The following is a 14841-nucleotide window of genomic DNA, read 5'->3' on the forward strand; positions in this document are numbered from 1 at the left end:
CGCGAGGTCTGCCCGTGCGGGCTGGCGCTGCGGTCAGCCGGCGGGCGGGAACAGGCCGTGCCACAGCAGCCCGATGATGTGTTCGGCCGCTTCCTGCGGCGAGCGGAACAGCGGCGCCCCTTCGGCATCGCGGGAGTGGCCGGTCATCAGCAGGGCGACAAAAGCGCGCGCCGTCATGCGCGGCTGCACGGGGCCGATCTCGCCGTCGCCGGCAGCTTGCGAGAACGCGGCTTCCAGCGCGTCGAAGATGCCCTGCTCGGCTCGCCGCATCAGCGCCATCTGCTCGGCGGACATCGTCGATTCCAGCTTGCGCATGAAGGAATGCAGGTCGAAGTCGATGGCTCGCAGGTGCGCTACGGCAATGTCGAGCAGGCGCTCGCGCAGAGGCCGGGGCTCGCTCAAGCGGGCCTGGGTAATCCGGGCGACGCTTTCCATCATTTGCACCATTGCAGCGGTTAGCAGCTCGGCCTTGGAGGGATAGTAGTAATAGACGGAGGCTTTGGTTACGCCGCTTTCGCGCGCGATGTCGTCCATTGAAACAGCTTCATAGCCGCGCTGTAAAAACATCGGGATCGCGGCCCGGATAATCGATTGCTGGACGTTAGGAGCCCCCGGTTTGGAGCGGGGGCGGCCAGGTGACTTGGGTGATTGGGTCATGGGTGCTCATCCTTTTGTATAAGGTTTAGAGAAAATTTTATACAGAGGTTGTACAAAACACTTGATTAATTAACCGACTGGTATATATAATTATAGCATGTTCCTCATTATTCATGAAGGGTGAGTTTTCGCGTATGCAAAGAACATCGTGGCTTCAAGAATGGACCGGGGTCGTGGCCGGCCGCCGTTCCAAGTGGGTGACGCTGCTCGTCTGGATCGTGCTGACGGGCGTGTTATCGGTAGTGTGGCCCAACGTGAATTCGCAAGAAAACAACGCTGCCCGCCAGCTGCCGGAGGATTCCTGGTCGCTGGCTGCAAGCGAGCTGCAGCAGCGGGAGTTTCCAAGCAGCGAGGGCGTTCCGGCGCTTGTCGTCTGGTATCGCGCCGGAGGGCTTGGCGACGACGATTTAGCCGGCGTGCAGAAGGTAGCTGCTCGCCTTGCCGCCGAGCCGCTGCCAGCGCAGACTGGCGTGCCGCCGTATGACCGCATGCCGCTGCCGGCTTTGAAGGCGGCGTTGTCGCAAGACGGCAGCCTGCTCGTGATGCCCGTGACCTTTGCCGAGGGTACGGAAACCGAGGTACTGCAAAGCGGCGTCACCAAGCTGCAGGAGCTCGCTGCCGCCGAGCTGGGCACGGATCCGTTTGCGGCCGCGGATGTGGAAGCGGCCGGATTGCATGCCCGCGTCACCGGCCCTGTCGGCATCCAGACGGACGCCACTGAGCTGTTCAAGGGAGCCGACTTTGCGCTGTTGCTCGCGACCGTGCTGCTGGTGCTTGTGCTGCTCATTGTGCTGTACCGCTCGCCGATTCTCGCGATTGTACCGCTAATCGGCGTCGGCTTCGCCTACGGTGTCATTTCGCCGATTCTCGGCTGGCTGGCGCGAGAAGGCTGGATCGTCGTCGATGCGCAGGCGATCTCGATTATGACGGTGCTGTTGTTCGGCGCAGGCACCGACTATTGCCTCTTCTTCGTTGCTCGCTACCGCCAGGCGCTGCTGGAAGAGGCCGACAAGCACCGCGCGCTTAAAGCCGCGCTCTCCGGCTCGGCAGGCGCGATCGGCATGAGCGGCTTGACCGTCATCGTCTCCTTGCTTGGCCTGTTATTCGCCCGCTACGGCTCGAACCATCGTTTTGCGATTCCGTTCAGCGTCGCGATTCTGATTATGGCGCTGGCCAGCTTGACGCTCGTGCCTGCATTGCTCGCCATCGTCGGCCGCAAGTCGTTTTTCCCGTTCGTGCCGCTGACGCCGGAGCAGCGCGCTGCGCGCGAAGCCGCCACCGGCAAGCGTCTGCGCCCGCAAAAGGCCGTCGGCCGGGCCAGCGCGCTGCTGGGCCGGATCGTTACCGAACGGCCGCGCAGCGTGCTGGCAGTCAGCCTGCTCGTGCTGCTCGTGCTGAGCGCGTTCGCTCCACAAATCAAATTTACGTATAATTTGCTCGAATCGTTCCCCGCGGATATGCCGTCGCGGGAAGGATTTACGCTGCTGGCGAAGCATACGTCCCCGGGGGCGCTTGCACCGCTCAAAGCGATTGTCGACACGAACGGAGCGAACGGGGAGGTCGATGTTCGCGGCGCGCTGCAGGGGCTGCCCTACGTGGCGACGGTATCCGAGCCGCAGAGCGGCAGCAGCGATGCCAACCTGAAGCTGTACGAGGTCGTATTCAAGGATGATCCGTACAGCCTGGAAGCTATTGAGTGTATCCCGGAAATACGCGGCACGCTGCAAACTACGCTGGCCGGAGCGGGGATTGCAACGCCGAAGCTGTGGGTCGGCGGGGAAACGGCGACGCAATACGATACGAAGACCGTTGTTGAACGCGATACGCGTGTGGTCATTCCGATCGTTATTGCTGTCATTGCGCTGCTGCTGCTTGTGTATTTACGGTCGATTGTAGCTACCGTCTATCTGATTTTGACTGTCCTGTTGTCGTATTTCTCGGCTCTGGGCGCAGGCTGGCTGATTTTGCACCACGGCATGGGAACTGATGCGATCCAGGGGCTGATCCCGCTGTATGCGTTTGTTTTTCTCGTTGCGCTGGGAGAAGACTACAACATCTTCATGGTATCGAGCATTTGGCAGGAACGCAAAGTCCGCTCGCTGCGCGAAGCGATTCGGCTCGGTGTCAGTCAGACGAGCAGCGTCATTACCTCGGCCGGGCTGATTCTCGCCGGCACGTTTGCGGTGCTGGCCACCTTGCCGATCCAGGTGCTTGTCCAGTTCGGCATTATTTGCGCCGTCGGCGTGCTGCTCGACACCTTTGTCGTGCGCCCGTTCCTCGTACCGTCGATTACACTGCTGCTGGGGCGCTTGTCGTTCTGGCCGGGACGCCTGTACGCCGCCCAAGATGAAAGCCGCGGCGAAGCTTCCGCCGAAGCGGCGAAGTAAGCAAAAACCTCCAATCCCGCAAGGTCCGGGGATTGGAGGTTTTTTGGCTTGTGTGGCGCGCCGCATTTTTCACCGGACGATTAACGCACAATCATCAAGATATCGTCGATCTCCTTGCGCGGCAGCTTGCCGGGCCGTTCCGACGGATAGCCGAGCGAAATGACCATATTGATCTGGCATTCGGCGGGAATGTCCAAATACTCGCGCAGCTGGTCCTGCGCCAGCAGAACGGGGCCGGTCATCGGGCAGGTTGCCAGCCCTTTGGCGTGCGCGGCCAGCATCAGGTTCTGCGCTGCCAGGCAGGAGCTTTTGATGCCTTCTTCAGCCCACACCTCGTCGCTGACGAAGCGGATCGGATCAAAAATTTTCTCGCGGAATTTGGAGTTGTAGGGGGTAGCCAAGCAAACGATCAGCACCGGCGCATCGGCAAAAGCCGTCGCGTAGGGACCAAACGATTTGGTCAGCAGGCGTGCTTCCTTGCTTAACCCTGCCTGCTCGGCAGCTGACGCCCGCAAGTGCAGCTGCTCCCAGGTCATTTCTTCGATCCGTTTGATTTTTTCTTTATTCATCACGGCAATGAACTTCCACGTCTGTGAGTTGGTGTCGCTCGGCGCATAACGCGCGCAATCGATGATTTCGCGGACGTCGTCTGCGGAAACCTCTTGTTCGGTGAAGCTGCGGATGCTGCGGCGCTCAAGCACAATGGCTTTGAATGCATCATAATTCATAAGAGCGGTTACCTGCCTTTATCGGAATAAGGTGCCATGAAACCGAATGGTATCTGGTACTAAAATCGTTCTTCATTTATTATAAGGCAGTTTGCCGATTTTGCAATGACAACGCGAAGCCCCGGCAGTGGGCAGCGGCTAGCGCGACTCACTGTCGGGGCTTATCTTGTACAGCGCTTATTGGAGCACGACTGTTTCGCCTTCCTTGACGCCTTTGAGCACTTCCGTTTTCTCCGGCGTTTCCAAGCCCAGCTCGATATCGCGGCGTTCTACGCCTTGCGGCGTCTGCACCATCACGAAATACGTTTCCTTTTCCCGTTGAACGGCCAGCGTTGGCACAACGATGGCGCCGGAACGTTTGTCCGTTTCAATCGTGCCCGACAAGCTCAAGCCAGCGATCAGCTGCTCGTTAGGCTCCAGTGAAATCGTCACCTCGAATTGCGCCGCGCCGGTTCCCTGATCGGAGCCGGACTTGGCGAACTTCGACACCTTCTCGACCTTGCCGCGCAGCTTGGTTTGCTTGAGCGCGTCGACTTTGACGTCAACGGCCATCTCCGGCTTGATGCGAAACACGTCGAGCTCGCCGACCGTGCAGACAAGCTGCAGCTTGGTCAAATCGACGATTTTGCCGATCCGCTCGTTATCCTGCACAAGCTGCGGAATTTTCGCCGAGTCTTCGAACAGGAAGATGCCGTCTTCCGGCGCTTTGAAGGCCGCTTGGGCGATTTTCTCCTGCTTTTGCCGCAGCTGGAGCTGCGCCGATTCGCTGTTGACGACGCCCAGCTCCTCCTGAATGCGGCGCTCCTCGGCATTGGCGAAACGCTGGCGGGCATCGGCTTCGGCGACGCCGCCGGCGGCAACTGCGCCGTCCGTCGCTTCGCCGGAGGCGCGAAAGCGGCTGAGCTGCGCTTCCAGCGACATCTTGCGGATGTTCGACTGCAGCTCGGAAATTTCACTGCGCAGCGGCGTATCGTCCAACTCGAACAACAGATCGCCTTTTTTCACTTGGGCGCCTTCGGCGACGCTCCAGGCGCGAATTTCTCCGCCGAAGGGAGCGTAGACGCGGGTTTCTTTTTGATACGAAGATTTACCTTTGACCTCCACGGTGCTGACCAGATCCTCTTTGGTCACCGGAAACTGCAGCGCGGCTGCGGCTCCGGTCGCAAGCGCGGTGTCGACGGGCTTTTTGCCCTGATGGCCCATGACGTAGAGGCCGCTGCTGATCGCGCAGACGACGACGGCTGCCGCCACGAGCGCCACGGTTCTTTTTTTATTCATCGTCCGTAATCTCCTATTCTCGTTTGATGGCGGTCAGCGCATCGGTTCGCGACGCCTTGACGGCGGGGTACAAACCGGAGAGCACGCCCGTTAAAATAGCAAAAAACATCCCGACCGGCAAAATCCACAAGCTGACGAACAGCACCTGCACGTCTTCGCCCGGCGGTCCGCCGCTGAATTTGATAATAATGGCGTTGATGCCCCAGATGACCCAATACGACAGCACGATGCCGCACAAGCCGCCGAGCATGCCCAGCAGCGACGATTCGACGATAAACATGTTGCGGATTTGCCGCAGGTTGGCGCCCAGCACCTTCATGATGCCGATCTGGCGGCGGCGCTGGTGCGTCGACATCGTCATCGCCACGACTATGGAGATCGATGCGACGAACAAAACGAACAAGCCGACGCCGGTCAGCAGCAAGCGGATGATGGCGAATTCGCCCTTCATCCGGTCCTCCTGATACAGATTGGACTGCGGATTGAGGCGCAGCTTGCGAATCAGCTCCACGACTTCATTCACATGGGCGCTGCTGTCGACTTTCACCTTCACCTGGGAAAAAACAGGCGAGCTGCCGGCGGACGAGCCCTTCATCAGCTCGGTAATTCGGGCCCCGACTTCGAGCGAAACAAAGGCGCGTTTGTCGCCGGTCAGCATGTAATCGGGTATGCCGTCGGACTTTTTCAGCACGCCGGTGACGCGCATCGGAATGTCGATCGCTTTGCCGCCTGCTTGCGTCTGGCCGCTTTCGGGACCGTTGAAGCTGACGGGAATCAGATGAAGCTGTTTCTGGTACAGCGGCGTCGGAATCCGGTCGAGCTGCTCGAACGTATCCTTGAGCTCCTTGTTCGGGTTTTGCTCCATCAGCTTGCTGCGGACCGTTTGAGTTTTCTCGTCCATCAGTCCGAGCATCGAGCCGAAGGTGAGTGCAACGCTGTTGTCCGAATCCGACGGCCCGCCTTGCTGAAACTTGTTGTCGAACACGTCAATCGTTTCCGGCTCGGTGGCGATCAGGCGCAGCGTGCCGCTTTTGCCGTCATCCAGCTTGTATGTAAAATATTGCAGGTCCTGAAAGCTCGCAACCGCGGTTACGTGCGGAAAGGTGCGGATCAGGTTGAGCTTTTCCTTGGTGATGCCGCCGTCACTGCCGCCATTGCCGTTTTCAATCGTAATTTCATCGGTTTTCAAATAATAGCTCATTTGCTTCTGACTGTAATGCTGGATCGATTCGCCGAACGCCAGCGCGACCATGATCGAGGCCGAGCCGATGGCGATGCCAACCGCGCAAAGCGCCGTTACGACCTTGCGCCGCTGCAGCTGATCCCAGCCAAGCCGGAAATAGTCTTTCAGCTTCATGTGAGCGCTCCTTTCCCGGCGCTATCCTGCATATAGCCGTCGCGCAGCTGCAAAATGCGCTGGGTTCGCGCTGCGACCTCGTGCTCGTGCGTGACGATGACGAACGTAATGCCCGACTGCTGATTCAGGTTGATGAGCAGATCGATAATTTCTTTTTCGGTTTTGGTGTCGAGATTGCCGGTCGGCTCATCGGCGAACACAATCGCCGGTTTCGTGATGAGCGAGCGGGCGATACTGACCCGTTGCTGCTGGCCGCCGGACAGCTGCGAAGGGAACAGCTCGGCTTTGTCGCCGATGCCGACCTGGTGCAGCAGCTCCAGTGCCCTGGCCGCGCGCTGCTTGCCGGACACGCCCTGGAACACGAGCGGCAGCTCGACGTTCTCGCGCACAGTCAGATGAGGAATCAGCTCATACGATTGAAAAATAAAGCCGATGTGCGAGCGCCGAAATTCGGCGAGCCGGTTCTCGCTCATCTTCTCGATCGGTTCGCCGGCGATGCGGATGGTGCCGCTGGAGGGCTTCATCAGACCGGCCATCAGGTTGAGCAGCGTCGATTTGCCAGAGCCGGAGCTGCCTAGCAGCGCGACCATTTCACCGGCTTCGACGCGAAAGTCGATATTGTGCAGAACCGGCGTTTCCTCCGGTCCGTTGCGAAAGCTGTGCGATAACCGTTCTACGGTTAACACGCGCTCACCTCCTTCATTTAGGTGTTTTGGAATCCGTCAGCAGCTCGCCTGTTTGCAGCGCGTGCGTGGCGGCAAAGCCCAGAGCAGCCAGCAGCGACAGGCCGGCTCCCGCATAATACAGCGTCGTGCCGCCCCATTCGTCAAACAGATAGCCGCCCAGGGTGCCGCTGATCAAGCCGGCCACGCTGGACCAGGCGACGGTGAAGATCGCTTGTCCCGAAGCGCGGTACTGATCGGGTACAATGCTTTGCAGATAACGGACGGCCGTGAACAAAAAGATGCCGAACGTCAGGCTGTGGAGCATCTGGATGAAGATGATCCAGACCGGATCATGCGTCAGCGCGACAAGCGTAAAGCGCAGCGTATAAGCCAAGCCTGCGAATGCGAGCAGCGGCAGCTCCTTATAGCGGTGGCCGAATCTGCTGAGCAGGAAGAAGATGGGGATTTCGCTGAGCGAGGAGGCCATCCACGCATAGCCGACGAGCGTCGCCGGCGCGCCAAGCTGCCGCATGTGCACGGCGAGGAAGCCGTCGTTCATCCGGTGGGCTGTGGCCAACATGCAAATCAGCAGCAGGAACCACAGGAACCGTTTTTGCCGGACGATGGCAAGCATGCCGCCAAAAGCGATGCGGCCCGGCTGGCGCGGGGCGTCCTTGAGCACAACGGCCAACAGCAGCGACAGGCCGATTGTGGTCAGGCACAGCCACGGCGTCAGACCGTAGCCGAACGTCTTGAGCAGCAGGCCGAAGGCTCCGGCCGCGAACGCAAAGCCGCTGGAGCCCCAAATGCGGAAGGAGGCGTAGCTGGCGCGCGTTTTGCCGACATGCAGCATCAGTTGACTGTCGTTCAAGGAATTGACCGGCTGCTGAAAAAAGAAAAAAACAGCCAGACACAAATACAACACGACAAATCGCTGCGAGCTGAACACCAGCAGGGCGGCTGCGGCTTGCCCGACCAGCAGCACCAGCATAATGCGCTTCACGGTTTGAAACTTGTCGCTGAGAATGCCCCACAGCAGATTCGTGGCGATGCCGATCAGCGGTCCGATCGCGTACAACATGCCGATCTGCAGCTTCGTATACCCCTTATAATCGAAGTATAGCGGAAAGAAAGAAACAACGATGCCCATCGTCATAAAGAAAGAGAATGTAAATGGCTTGAGCAAATGGTCATTCCACTTCACAGTATTAGACGTTTTCATGATGATTTTCCACTCGCTTTCCGGTAAAAAAATAAAACGGCCCAACAGCCTGCCCTTGATCGCGTTCGGTGATCCGAAGCACGTACAGCACGACGCCAAGCTCCGCCAGCATGCCGAGCGATTGGGCCAGCGCGCCGATCGCCCCGTTCCAGCCGGGAGTCAGCCAAATGCACAGCACGAGCGTCAGCAGCGTCAGCACGACATTGGCGCCCTGCGACCAGACCATGATTTTTGTCTGGCCGCGCAGCATAATCAGGCCGTTGGCGAAATCGAGCTGGGGAAACACAAGCGTCACGATCATCAGCACCCGCAGCGCGTCCAGGCTTGCTTCCATCAAGCGATCGCTGACGCCCATCACATGCGTCATCAGCCACGGGCCTACGGCTGTATAGGCCATGATGGCAATGAGCAGGCCGGGCAAAAGGCTGATTGATAACGTAAACCGACGCACCGCGCGCGGGTCCTTGCGGTAGAAATTAAGCACGATTTGGTGCGTATATGAAAAAAAGCTCATGACGAGCTGTGACAGGCTGCCGGCAATCGCATACGAGGCGATGGCCAAATGAATATCGGCGGATTTGCCAAGCATGGCATTGATGGATGGACCAATAAAGACGGCGATAAACGAAGAATATAGCAGAGGCTTGTAGAACTTGAGAATGTGACCGGGCTTCTCTACAGGATGGTCGGGCATCCGGCGGGGAATAACGGTGCGCAGCAGCGAACGTCCTTCCCACACGCTGACGGCGGCTTCGATGGCCATGCCGGCGAGAAAGATGACGGCTCCGACCCGGCCGCTTTCAATGGGGCCGGAGGCAATGAAATACAGCGCGAGCAGGTACATGACGGCAAGCCGCACGCCCATGCCGATCGTGAGCCATTTGGTGCGCATATTGGAGATGATGATGCCGTGGAACAGGCAGCGAATGCCGGAGAACAGACTGACGAACATCATGATGCGGTAGACGCCGATGGTTGCAGCCAGCTGATCGGGCTCAACCCCAAAGCCGTAGACGAAAATCCATTCGCCAAGCGCGGTGTAGTTGATCAGCACGCCGAGCAGCAAAATGCCGGCGATTACAACGGCAGCCAGACGGCTCATGGACAGGAACGACAGGCGGTCGCGCACGAGCGTCGAGCAGGTCTGGCGCAGCAGCAGAGCCGGGCGTTCAGTGATCCCCTGCAGGCTTAACGCCAGCGCATAGCTGGAAATAATCAGCTCGGGCCGCTCGGCGCGGGCCAGCGTGCCGTTAATGATGACATGCGATAGCGTAACGAGCGTTGCCGACAGGCCGAGCGGTACAAAAAACGAGATCAGCCGCTTCCAGGTTACGGGCGATAGGGGTGCGTCAGCGTTCATAGACTTACTCTCCTTACGGATGCTTTTTCGCAAACGTTATTCTAGTATAGCAGAAATTGAAATGTGATTGACATATATTTTTAACTGGAATGCAGGGGCGTGAAATGATACATTTAAAGGTAGCATCCGTCATTTGCGCCTTGGGCGGCTGACGCCCGCAGGGCGCTGGAGAGAAGGAGGGCTGCGTCAATCATGGATCGATATTTTCAATATGATGAGAGATTGGGCATTGAGCTGCCCGCGCTGGATCAGGAGTGGGAGATGTATTCCGAACAGACGCGCGCCGATATTTTGCTGCGCTGGGAGCAAACCCGCGGCCGGATTCCGGACCGCATCCATCAGCTGGAAGCGATCATTATCCGCAAGCAGCATTCGCTTGACCACGAAGACGACTTTCCGACCTCGTGTCGTTTAAATTCCGAAATAGCCGATTTGGCGAGCGCCATCAACGATCTGCATCTGTGGTTCCGCATCAATCAGGATTTGGAGACGAAAATGCATCAATAATCGTCAGAAAGGAGCGTACCGCACATGACTAACGGGAATGGACAGTCGTCATGGCTGGCGACGATTGCGAGGCCGCTGCTTGAGCGCTTGCCGTCCTTGAACCCTTTGCAGGAATGGGACGCCGCTCTGGACGCGCAGATCGACGCTTTGTCATTGGACATCCCTACGAGGGGCAAACTGGAGCAGGAGACCTACGGGCTGGCCCTGAAAGCCGGTCTGCATCTATGGAATGAAAGTCTGGACCGCTCGCATACGATTTCCCAGGAAATTACCAATTCGACCGGCAGCTATTGGCACGCCTTGATGCATCGCATGGAGGGCGATTACAGCAATGCGAAGTATTGGTTTCAGGATGTCGGGCATCACCCGATTTTCACCCGGCTCGTTCATTGCGTCCAGAGCCACGTATCCGTGAGGGATTTGACCGATACGGACAATGACGCGCTGCGCAGCAAGCTGGAGGTGCTGATTACGTCGCCGGAATGGAACCCGTTTGTGTTTATCGACGCGGTCGAGCTGCAGGTAACGCATGTGCAGCAGCCGCGGACGGACGATTGGCTGCGCCACTTTCAGCGATACGAGATGAAGCTGCTGCTGGAATACTGCTATGAGCAAAGTTGTGGGGGAAGTTTACTTGAAGCGATTGGAGACGAATAAAGGCGGCGTCCCGCGGGGGCCGCTGAAGCTGATGCAGCGGGTGTACCGCTATGTGCTGCCCGAGGTGCGCAGCCAGTTGGCGCTGTGGAAGGACGCCGCAGCGCGCATCCCGGATGCCGAGCTGCAGAAGCAGGCGCTGGCCAGCATCGCCACCAAGCAGTTTCATTGCGAGGGCGGGGCGGTGTATGCCGCGGCGCGGCTGCCGATGCGGCATATTTTGATTCCGCTGATTGTGGCGTTTCAGACGATCAGCGATTATTTGGACAACCTGTGCGACCGCAGCACGTCGCTGGACCCCGCCGACTTCCGGCAGCTGCATCAGGCGATGCTTGATGCGGTCAATCCGGCTGCGCCGCTGCACGATTATTACGCCTTCCGCGACGAAAAGGAGGACGGCGGTTATTTGCACGAGCTGGTCAAGACGTGCCAGTCGTGCATTTGCCTTTTGCCTGCCTATGACCGTGTCGCCGAGGAGGTGCGCGTGCTCGTCGGGTTATATTGCGATTTGCAGGTGCACAAGCATATTCGCCACGACCTGCGGGAAGCGGCGCTGCTCGGGTGGTGGCGGGAGCACGAAGCCGTCTACGGCAAGGAGCTGGGCTGGAATGAATTCGCCGCAGCGACAGGCTCGACGCTGGGCGTATTCATGCTGTTTCTGGCGGCATGCGATGCCGGTTTGCAGCGAGCGGCTGTGATACATATTATGGAAGCGTATTTTCCGTACGTTTGCGGCTTGCACATTTTGCTCGATTATTTGATCGATCAGGAAGAGGACGAAGCGGGCGGAGATTTGAATTTTTGCAGCTATTACGGCGGGATGGACGAAACGGTGGAGCGCATCGCTTTTATTGTCCGGCAGGCCCGCGATAAAATTTTATGCTTGGAACATCCGTCATTTCATCGTATGATAATTGAGGGCTTGCTTGCGCTCTATTTATCCGATCCCAAGGTACGGAGCCAGCGGCAGGTTCGGCAAATTTCGAAGCGATTGATGAAGAACAGTCCGTTAACCCGGTTGTTTTTTTTCATGAACAGCGTGTATATTCGAACTACATCAACATAAAGAAGCGCAAGTTGTGCACATTCTGGAGGAGGAAGAGGAAATGTCAGCAGTAAAATCCATAGCAGTATTAACCAGCGGGGGGGATTCCCAGGGAATGAACGCGGCCGTGCGCGCTGTCGTGCGCAGCGCCTTGTTCCACGGTCTGGAGGTTTACGCCGTGCAGCGCGGTTATGCCGGTCTGATCAATGACGACATTCGCCCGATGGACTTGCGCAGCGTAGGCGATATCATTCAACGCGGGGGAACGATTCTGCAGACGGCCCGCTGCAAGGAATTCATGACGCCGGAAGGCCAGCAGCTTGGCGCTGACAATCTGCGCAAGCGCGGCATCGACGGTCTTGTCGTCATTGGCGGTGACGGCTCGTATCAAGGTGCGAACAAGCTTAGCAAGCTGGGCATCCGCACGATGGGTCTGCCGGGCACCATCGATAACGATATTCCGTTCACCGATTTCACCATTGGCTTTGATACCGCAGTCAGCATCGTTGTGGATGCGATCAACAAGCTGCGCGATACGATGACTTCCCACGAACGCTCCTCGGTTGTCGAGGTCATGGGCCGCCACTGCGGGGAAATTGCCCTGTATGCCGGTCTTGCGAGCGGTGCGGAAACGATTCTCGTGCCGGAGGTGCCGTTTGATATTAATGAAGTCGCTACGCGGATGAAGGATAACTTCTCGCACGGCAAGCGCCACAGCATCGTGATCGTGGCCGAAGGCGCAGGCACAGGCGAAGACATCGCCCGTCAGATTACCGAGAACAACGGCATCGAGCCGCGCGTTACCGTGCTCGGCCACATTCAGCGCGGCGGCTCGCCGACGCATAACGACCGGATTCTGGCCAGCCGTCTGGGCGATTTTGCCGTGCGCAAGCTGATCGAGGGCGATTCCTCCAAGGCGTGCGGCGTCATTGACGGCGAGCTCGTGGCGACGGACATTGATCTGGTCGTCAACAGCAAACGCGAGTTTAACAGAGAGTTGTATGAGCTGGCTCAACGACTTTCTCAATAGCAGGCATGCCAAGCAACCGCCCGGCTCGAATCAGGAGTCAGGGCGGTTTTTAGAAAGAGAATCGGCCAAGATAGAAAGGAAGAGTGGGAGATGACGTCAATTGCAATTATTTCCGGCAGCAATCGCGCGGGTTCTACCAGCGGTCAGCTGGCGTTGTATGCGGGCAAAAAGCTGGAAGAGCTCGGCTGCAAGGTAACGGTAATCAATTTGTATGAAAAGCCGGTTCCGTTCTACAGCCCGGATACGATTCCGTATGGCGACGACCATTTGCAGCTACTGCTGGACACGGCCAAGCAAGCGGACGGCCTGATGCTGATTTCACCCGAATATCATGGCGGCGTAACCGGCGTTTTCAAGAACGCGTTCGACCATTTGAGCTGGGAGCAGTTTCAAGGCAAGGTCGTGCTGTCGGCATGCTCGGCCGGGGGAGCAGTCGGCATCAGCGCGCTGCAGCAGCTGCAAGCCATGGTGCGTTATGTACACGGCGTCAATTGCCCGGAGTGGATTTCGCTCGGCGGCGATCAGCGACGTTTCAATGCCGACGGTGAACCGGAATCGGAAGCGGTGCGGGCCCGCGTCGCCAAGTGCTTGTCCTATTTCGTCCATATGATCGAAAAGCTGCGGGCGTAAGCCGCCCTTGAGCGCGTCTCAAGCCCACAAGCGCAAAAAAAGCACTCCGTTCAGCCGTCAAACGGCCTAAGCGGAGTGCTTCTGCACTTATTTGCCGATACTGTAGTTAACATCGGCCGTATAGTTGTTGTTGGCGTTCCACAGCAGGAACTCGTCGACGCCGTTTTGCTCCAGCGCGCGAATCTGCTCCTCCAGCTCGTGCTTGCCGTATTTGATATGGCCGGGCACCCAACTGGCCGTAAAGTCCTGAATCCACGGGCGGACGATCGGCTTCAAGCCGACCTGGCTGATCGGTTCCAGCTTCTTGGCCGTATCGACCATGGCCCCGTTGATCGTGGCGAACGGCGCGGCGTCCGGCACCTTCGAGCCAAACCAGCCGGTGCTGTAGTGGCTCGGATAAATCATCGGACAAATGACATCGACATTTTGCGAAATTTTTTCAAAATCCTGACCGATCCCTTCAGCTGCCGGCACGGAAGCGGCGTACCCGAAAATATCGACCGACACGCGCACGCCCAGCGGCTGCAGCTGTTCCTTGGCGTATTTCACAAACGAAGCGACCGCTTCAATGCGCGTCCGTTCGTCCTTCGTATAATTGAGAATGTCGGCACGTTTCTCAAAGCCCTCGGGGAAGCGCACATAGTCAAACTGGATTTCCTTGAAGCCGGCCTTCACCGCTTCTTTGGCGACGGCGATGTTGTAATCCCACACTTCCTTGCTGTAAGGATTGACAAAGCTGTCCGGCGGATTCTTGCTGTTGCCCCAAAGCGTGCCGTCCGGGTTGACGTAGCTGAGGTCCGGTCTTTTCTTGGCCAGCACCGTGTCCTTGAACACCACGATCCGCGCGATCGGATATACCTGATGCTCGGTTAGCGTCGTCATCAGCTTGCTCATGTCGGGAATGATTTTCTGCGTCGTTCCCATTGCGTCGAGATCGGCGTTGCCGGTTTCCCAAGTGATGTAGCCCCAGTCGTCCTTGACGTCGATGACCATTGCGTTCAGCTCCGTGTCATCCATCAGCTTCAGCAGCGTCTGCATCCGGCTTCCTCCAGCGCTGTGGGCGGTGGTGTAAATGCCTTTGACGAGCGGAGCGTCCTTCTGCGGGTCGACCTTGTTGACCGGCGCCAGCGGATCGGCGTTAGCGGCGGGAGGCGCTGCTTGCACGACTGCGGTTTTAGCATCCAGCGAAGCCTGCACAAGCTGTTCAAAATTGGCATCCGGATGATCGGCCGATACATTGCCCCAAATCATCATTAACGAAGCGAGTAAAATGTCCATGTTGGAAAAGTCCTCTCATTTTTGCAATCTCTGAAATCTATTA

Annotated in this window: 14 protein-coding genes; 6 read left to right on the top strand and 8 right to left on the bottom strand. The window is 58.0% G+C overall.

The window, feature by feature from the left end; genetic code table 11:
• Positions 1-33: 33 nt before the first annotated feature.
• Positions 34-657 (bottom strand): TetR/AcrR family transcriptional regulator, encoded by a 624-nt coding sequence (locus B5M42_RS09315; protein WP_134749446.1) that lies wholly within the window; start codon positions 655-657, stop codon positions 34-36.
• Between the two features lie 134 nt (positions 658-791).
• Between B5M42_RS09315 and B5M42_RS09320 the strand changes: the two genes are divergently transcribed.
• On the top strand, positions 792-3044 hold the full coding sequence (locus B5M42_RS09320) for an MMPL family transporter (RefSeq protein ID WP_134749448.1): 2253 nt from the start codon (positions 792-794) through the stop codon (positions 3042-3044).
• A gap of 80 nt (positions 3045-3124) precedes the next feature.
• Here B5M42_RS09320 and B5M42_RS09325 read toward each other — a convergent pair whose 3' ends face one another.
• The 6 genes from B5M42_RS09325 to B5M42_RS09350 all read right to left on the bottom strand — a co-directional run bounded on the left by B5M42_RS09325 (position 3125) and on the right by B5M42_RS09350 (position 9654).
• Positions 3125-3772, bottom strand: coding sequence for a nitroreductase family protein (locus B5M42_RS09325; RefSeq protein ID WP_134749451.1), 648 nt, complete (start codon positions 3770-3772; stop codon positions 3125-3127).
• 177 nt (positions 3773-3949) lie between these two features.
• Positions 3950-5050 carry an efflux RND transporter periplasmic adaptor subunit gene (locus tag B5M42_RS09330; RefSeq protein ID WP_134749454.1) on the bottom strand — a complete coding sequence of 367 codons (1101 nt, stop codon included), beginning with the start codon at positions 5048-5050 and terminating at the stop codon, positions 3950-3952.
• A gap of 13 nt (positions 5051-5063) precedes the next feature.
• The gene (locus B5M42_RS09335; protein WP_134749457.1) at positions 5064-6407 is read right to left on the bottom strand and encodes an ABC transporter permease; all 1344 of its coding nucleotides are present in this window, start codon (positions 6405-6407) and stop codon (positions 5064-5066) included.
• Positions 6404-7093 (bottom strand): ABC transporter ATP-binding protein, encoded by a 690-nt coding sequence (locus B5M42_RS09340; protein WP_134749460.1) that lies wholly within the window; start codon positions 7091-7093, stop codon positions 6404-6406. Before B5M42_RS09340 ends, B5M42_RS09335 begins: the two co-directional genes overlap by 4 nt.
• Positions 7094-7106: 13 nt before the next feature.
• The gene (locus B5M42_RS09345; RefSeq protein WP_134749463.1) at positions 7107-8294 is read right to left on the bottom strand and encodes an MFS transporter; all 1188 of its coding nucleotides are present in this window, start codon (positions 8292-8294) and stop codon (positions 7107-7109) included.
• Positions 8281-9654 (bottom strand): multi antimicrobial extrusion protein MatE, encoded by a 1374-nt coding sequence (locus B5M42_RS09350; protein ID WP_230632821.1) that lies wholly within the window; start codon positions 9652-9654, stop codon positions 8281-8283. The genes B5M42_RS09345 and B5M42_RS09350 overlap by 14 nt, the downstream gene beginning before the upstream one ends.
• A gap of 192 nt (positions 9655-9846) precedes the next feature.
• Here B5M42_RS09350 and B5M42_RS09355 point away from each other — a divergent pair, with 192 nt between their 5' ends.
• The 5 genes from B5M42_RS09355 to B5M42_RS09375 all read left to right on the top strand — a co-directional run bounded on the left by B5M42_RS09355 (position 9847) and on the right by B5M42_RS09375 (position 13520).
• The gene (locus B5M42_RS09355) at positions 9847-10161 is read left to right on the top strand and encodes a hypothetical protein (RefSeq protein ID WP_134749465.1); all 315 of its coding nucleotides are present in this window, start codon (positions 9847-9849) and stop codon (positions 10159-10161) included.
• Positions 10162-10185: 24 nt separating this feature from the next.
• Positions 10186-10818 (top strand): hypothetical protein, encoded by a 633-nt coding sequence (locus B5M42_RS09360; RefSeq protein ID WP_134749468.1) that lies wholly within the window; start codon positions 10186-10188, stop codon positions 10816-10818.
• Positions 10819-10849: 31 nt separating this feature from the next.
• Positions 10850-11881 carry a tetraprenyl-beta-curcumene synthase family protein gene (locus B5M42_RS09365; protein WP_134749644.1) on the top strand — a complete coding sequence of 344 codons (1032 nt, stop codon included), beginning with the start codon at positions 10850-10852 and terminating at the stop codon, positions 11879-11881.
• Between the two features lie 40 nt (positions 11882-11921).
• On the top strand, positions 11922-12890 hold the full coding sequence (pfkA, locus tag B5M42_RS09370; RefSeq protein ID WP_134749472.1) for a 6-phosphofructokinase: 969 nt from the start codon (positions 11922-11924) through the stop codon (positions 12888-12890).
• Between the two features lie 90 nt (positions 12891-12980).
• Positions 12981-13520 (top strand): NADPH-dependent FMN reductase, encoded by a 540-nt coding sequence (locus B5M42_RS09375; protein ID WP_134749475.1) that lies wholly within the window; start codon positions 12981-12983, stop codon positions 13518-13520.
• A gap of 87 nt (positions 13521-13607) precedes the next feature.
• Here the strand turns inward: B5M42_RS09375 and B5M42_RS09380 are convergent, their stop codons facing one another.
• Positions 13608-14798: a putative glycoside hydrolase gene (locus B5M42_RS09380; protein WP_134749478.1), complete on the bottom strand. Its 1191-nt coding sequence runs from the start codon at positions 14796-14798 to the stop codon at positions 13608-13610.
• Positions 14799-14841: the final 43 nt, after the last annotated feature.

The sequence above is a fragment of the Paenibacillus athensensis genome (assembly GCF_004514475.2).
Classification (GTDB): Bacteria; Bacillota; Bacilli; order Paenibacillales; family NBRC-103111; genus Paenibacillus_AL; species Paenibacillus_AL athensensis.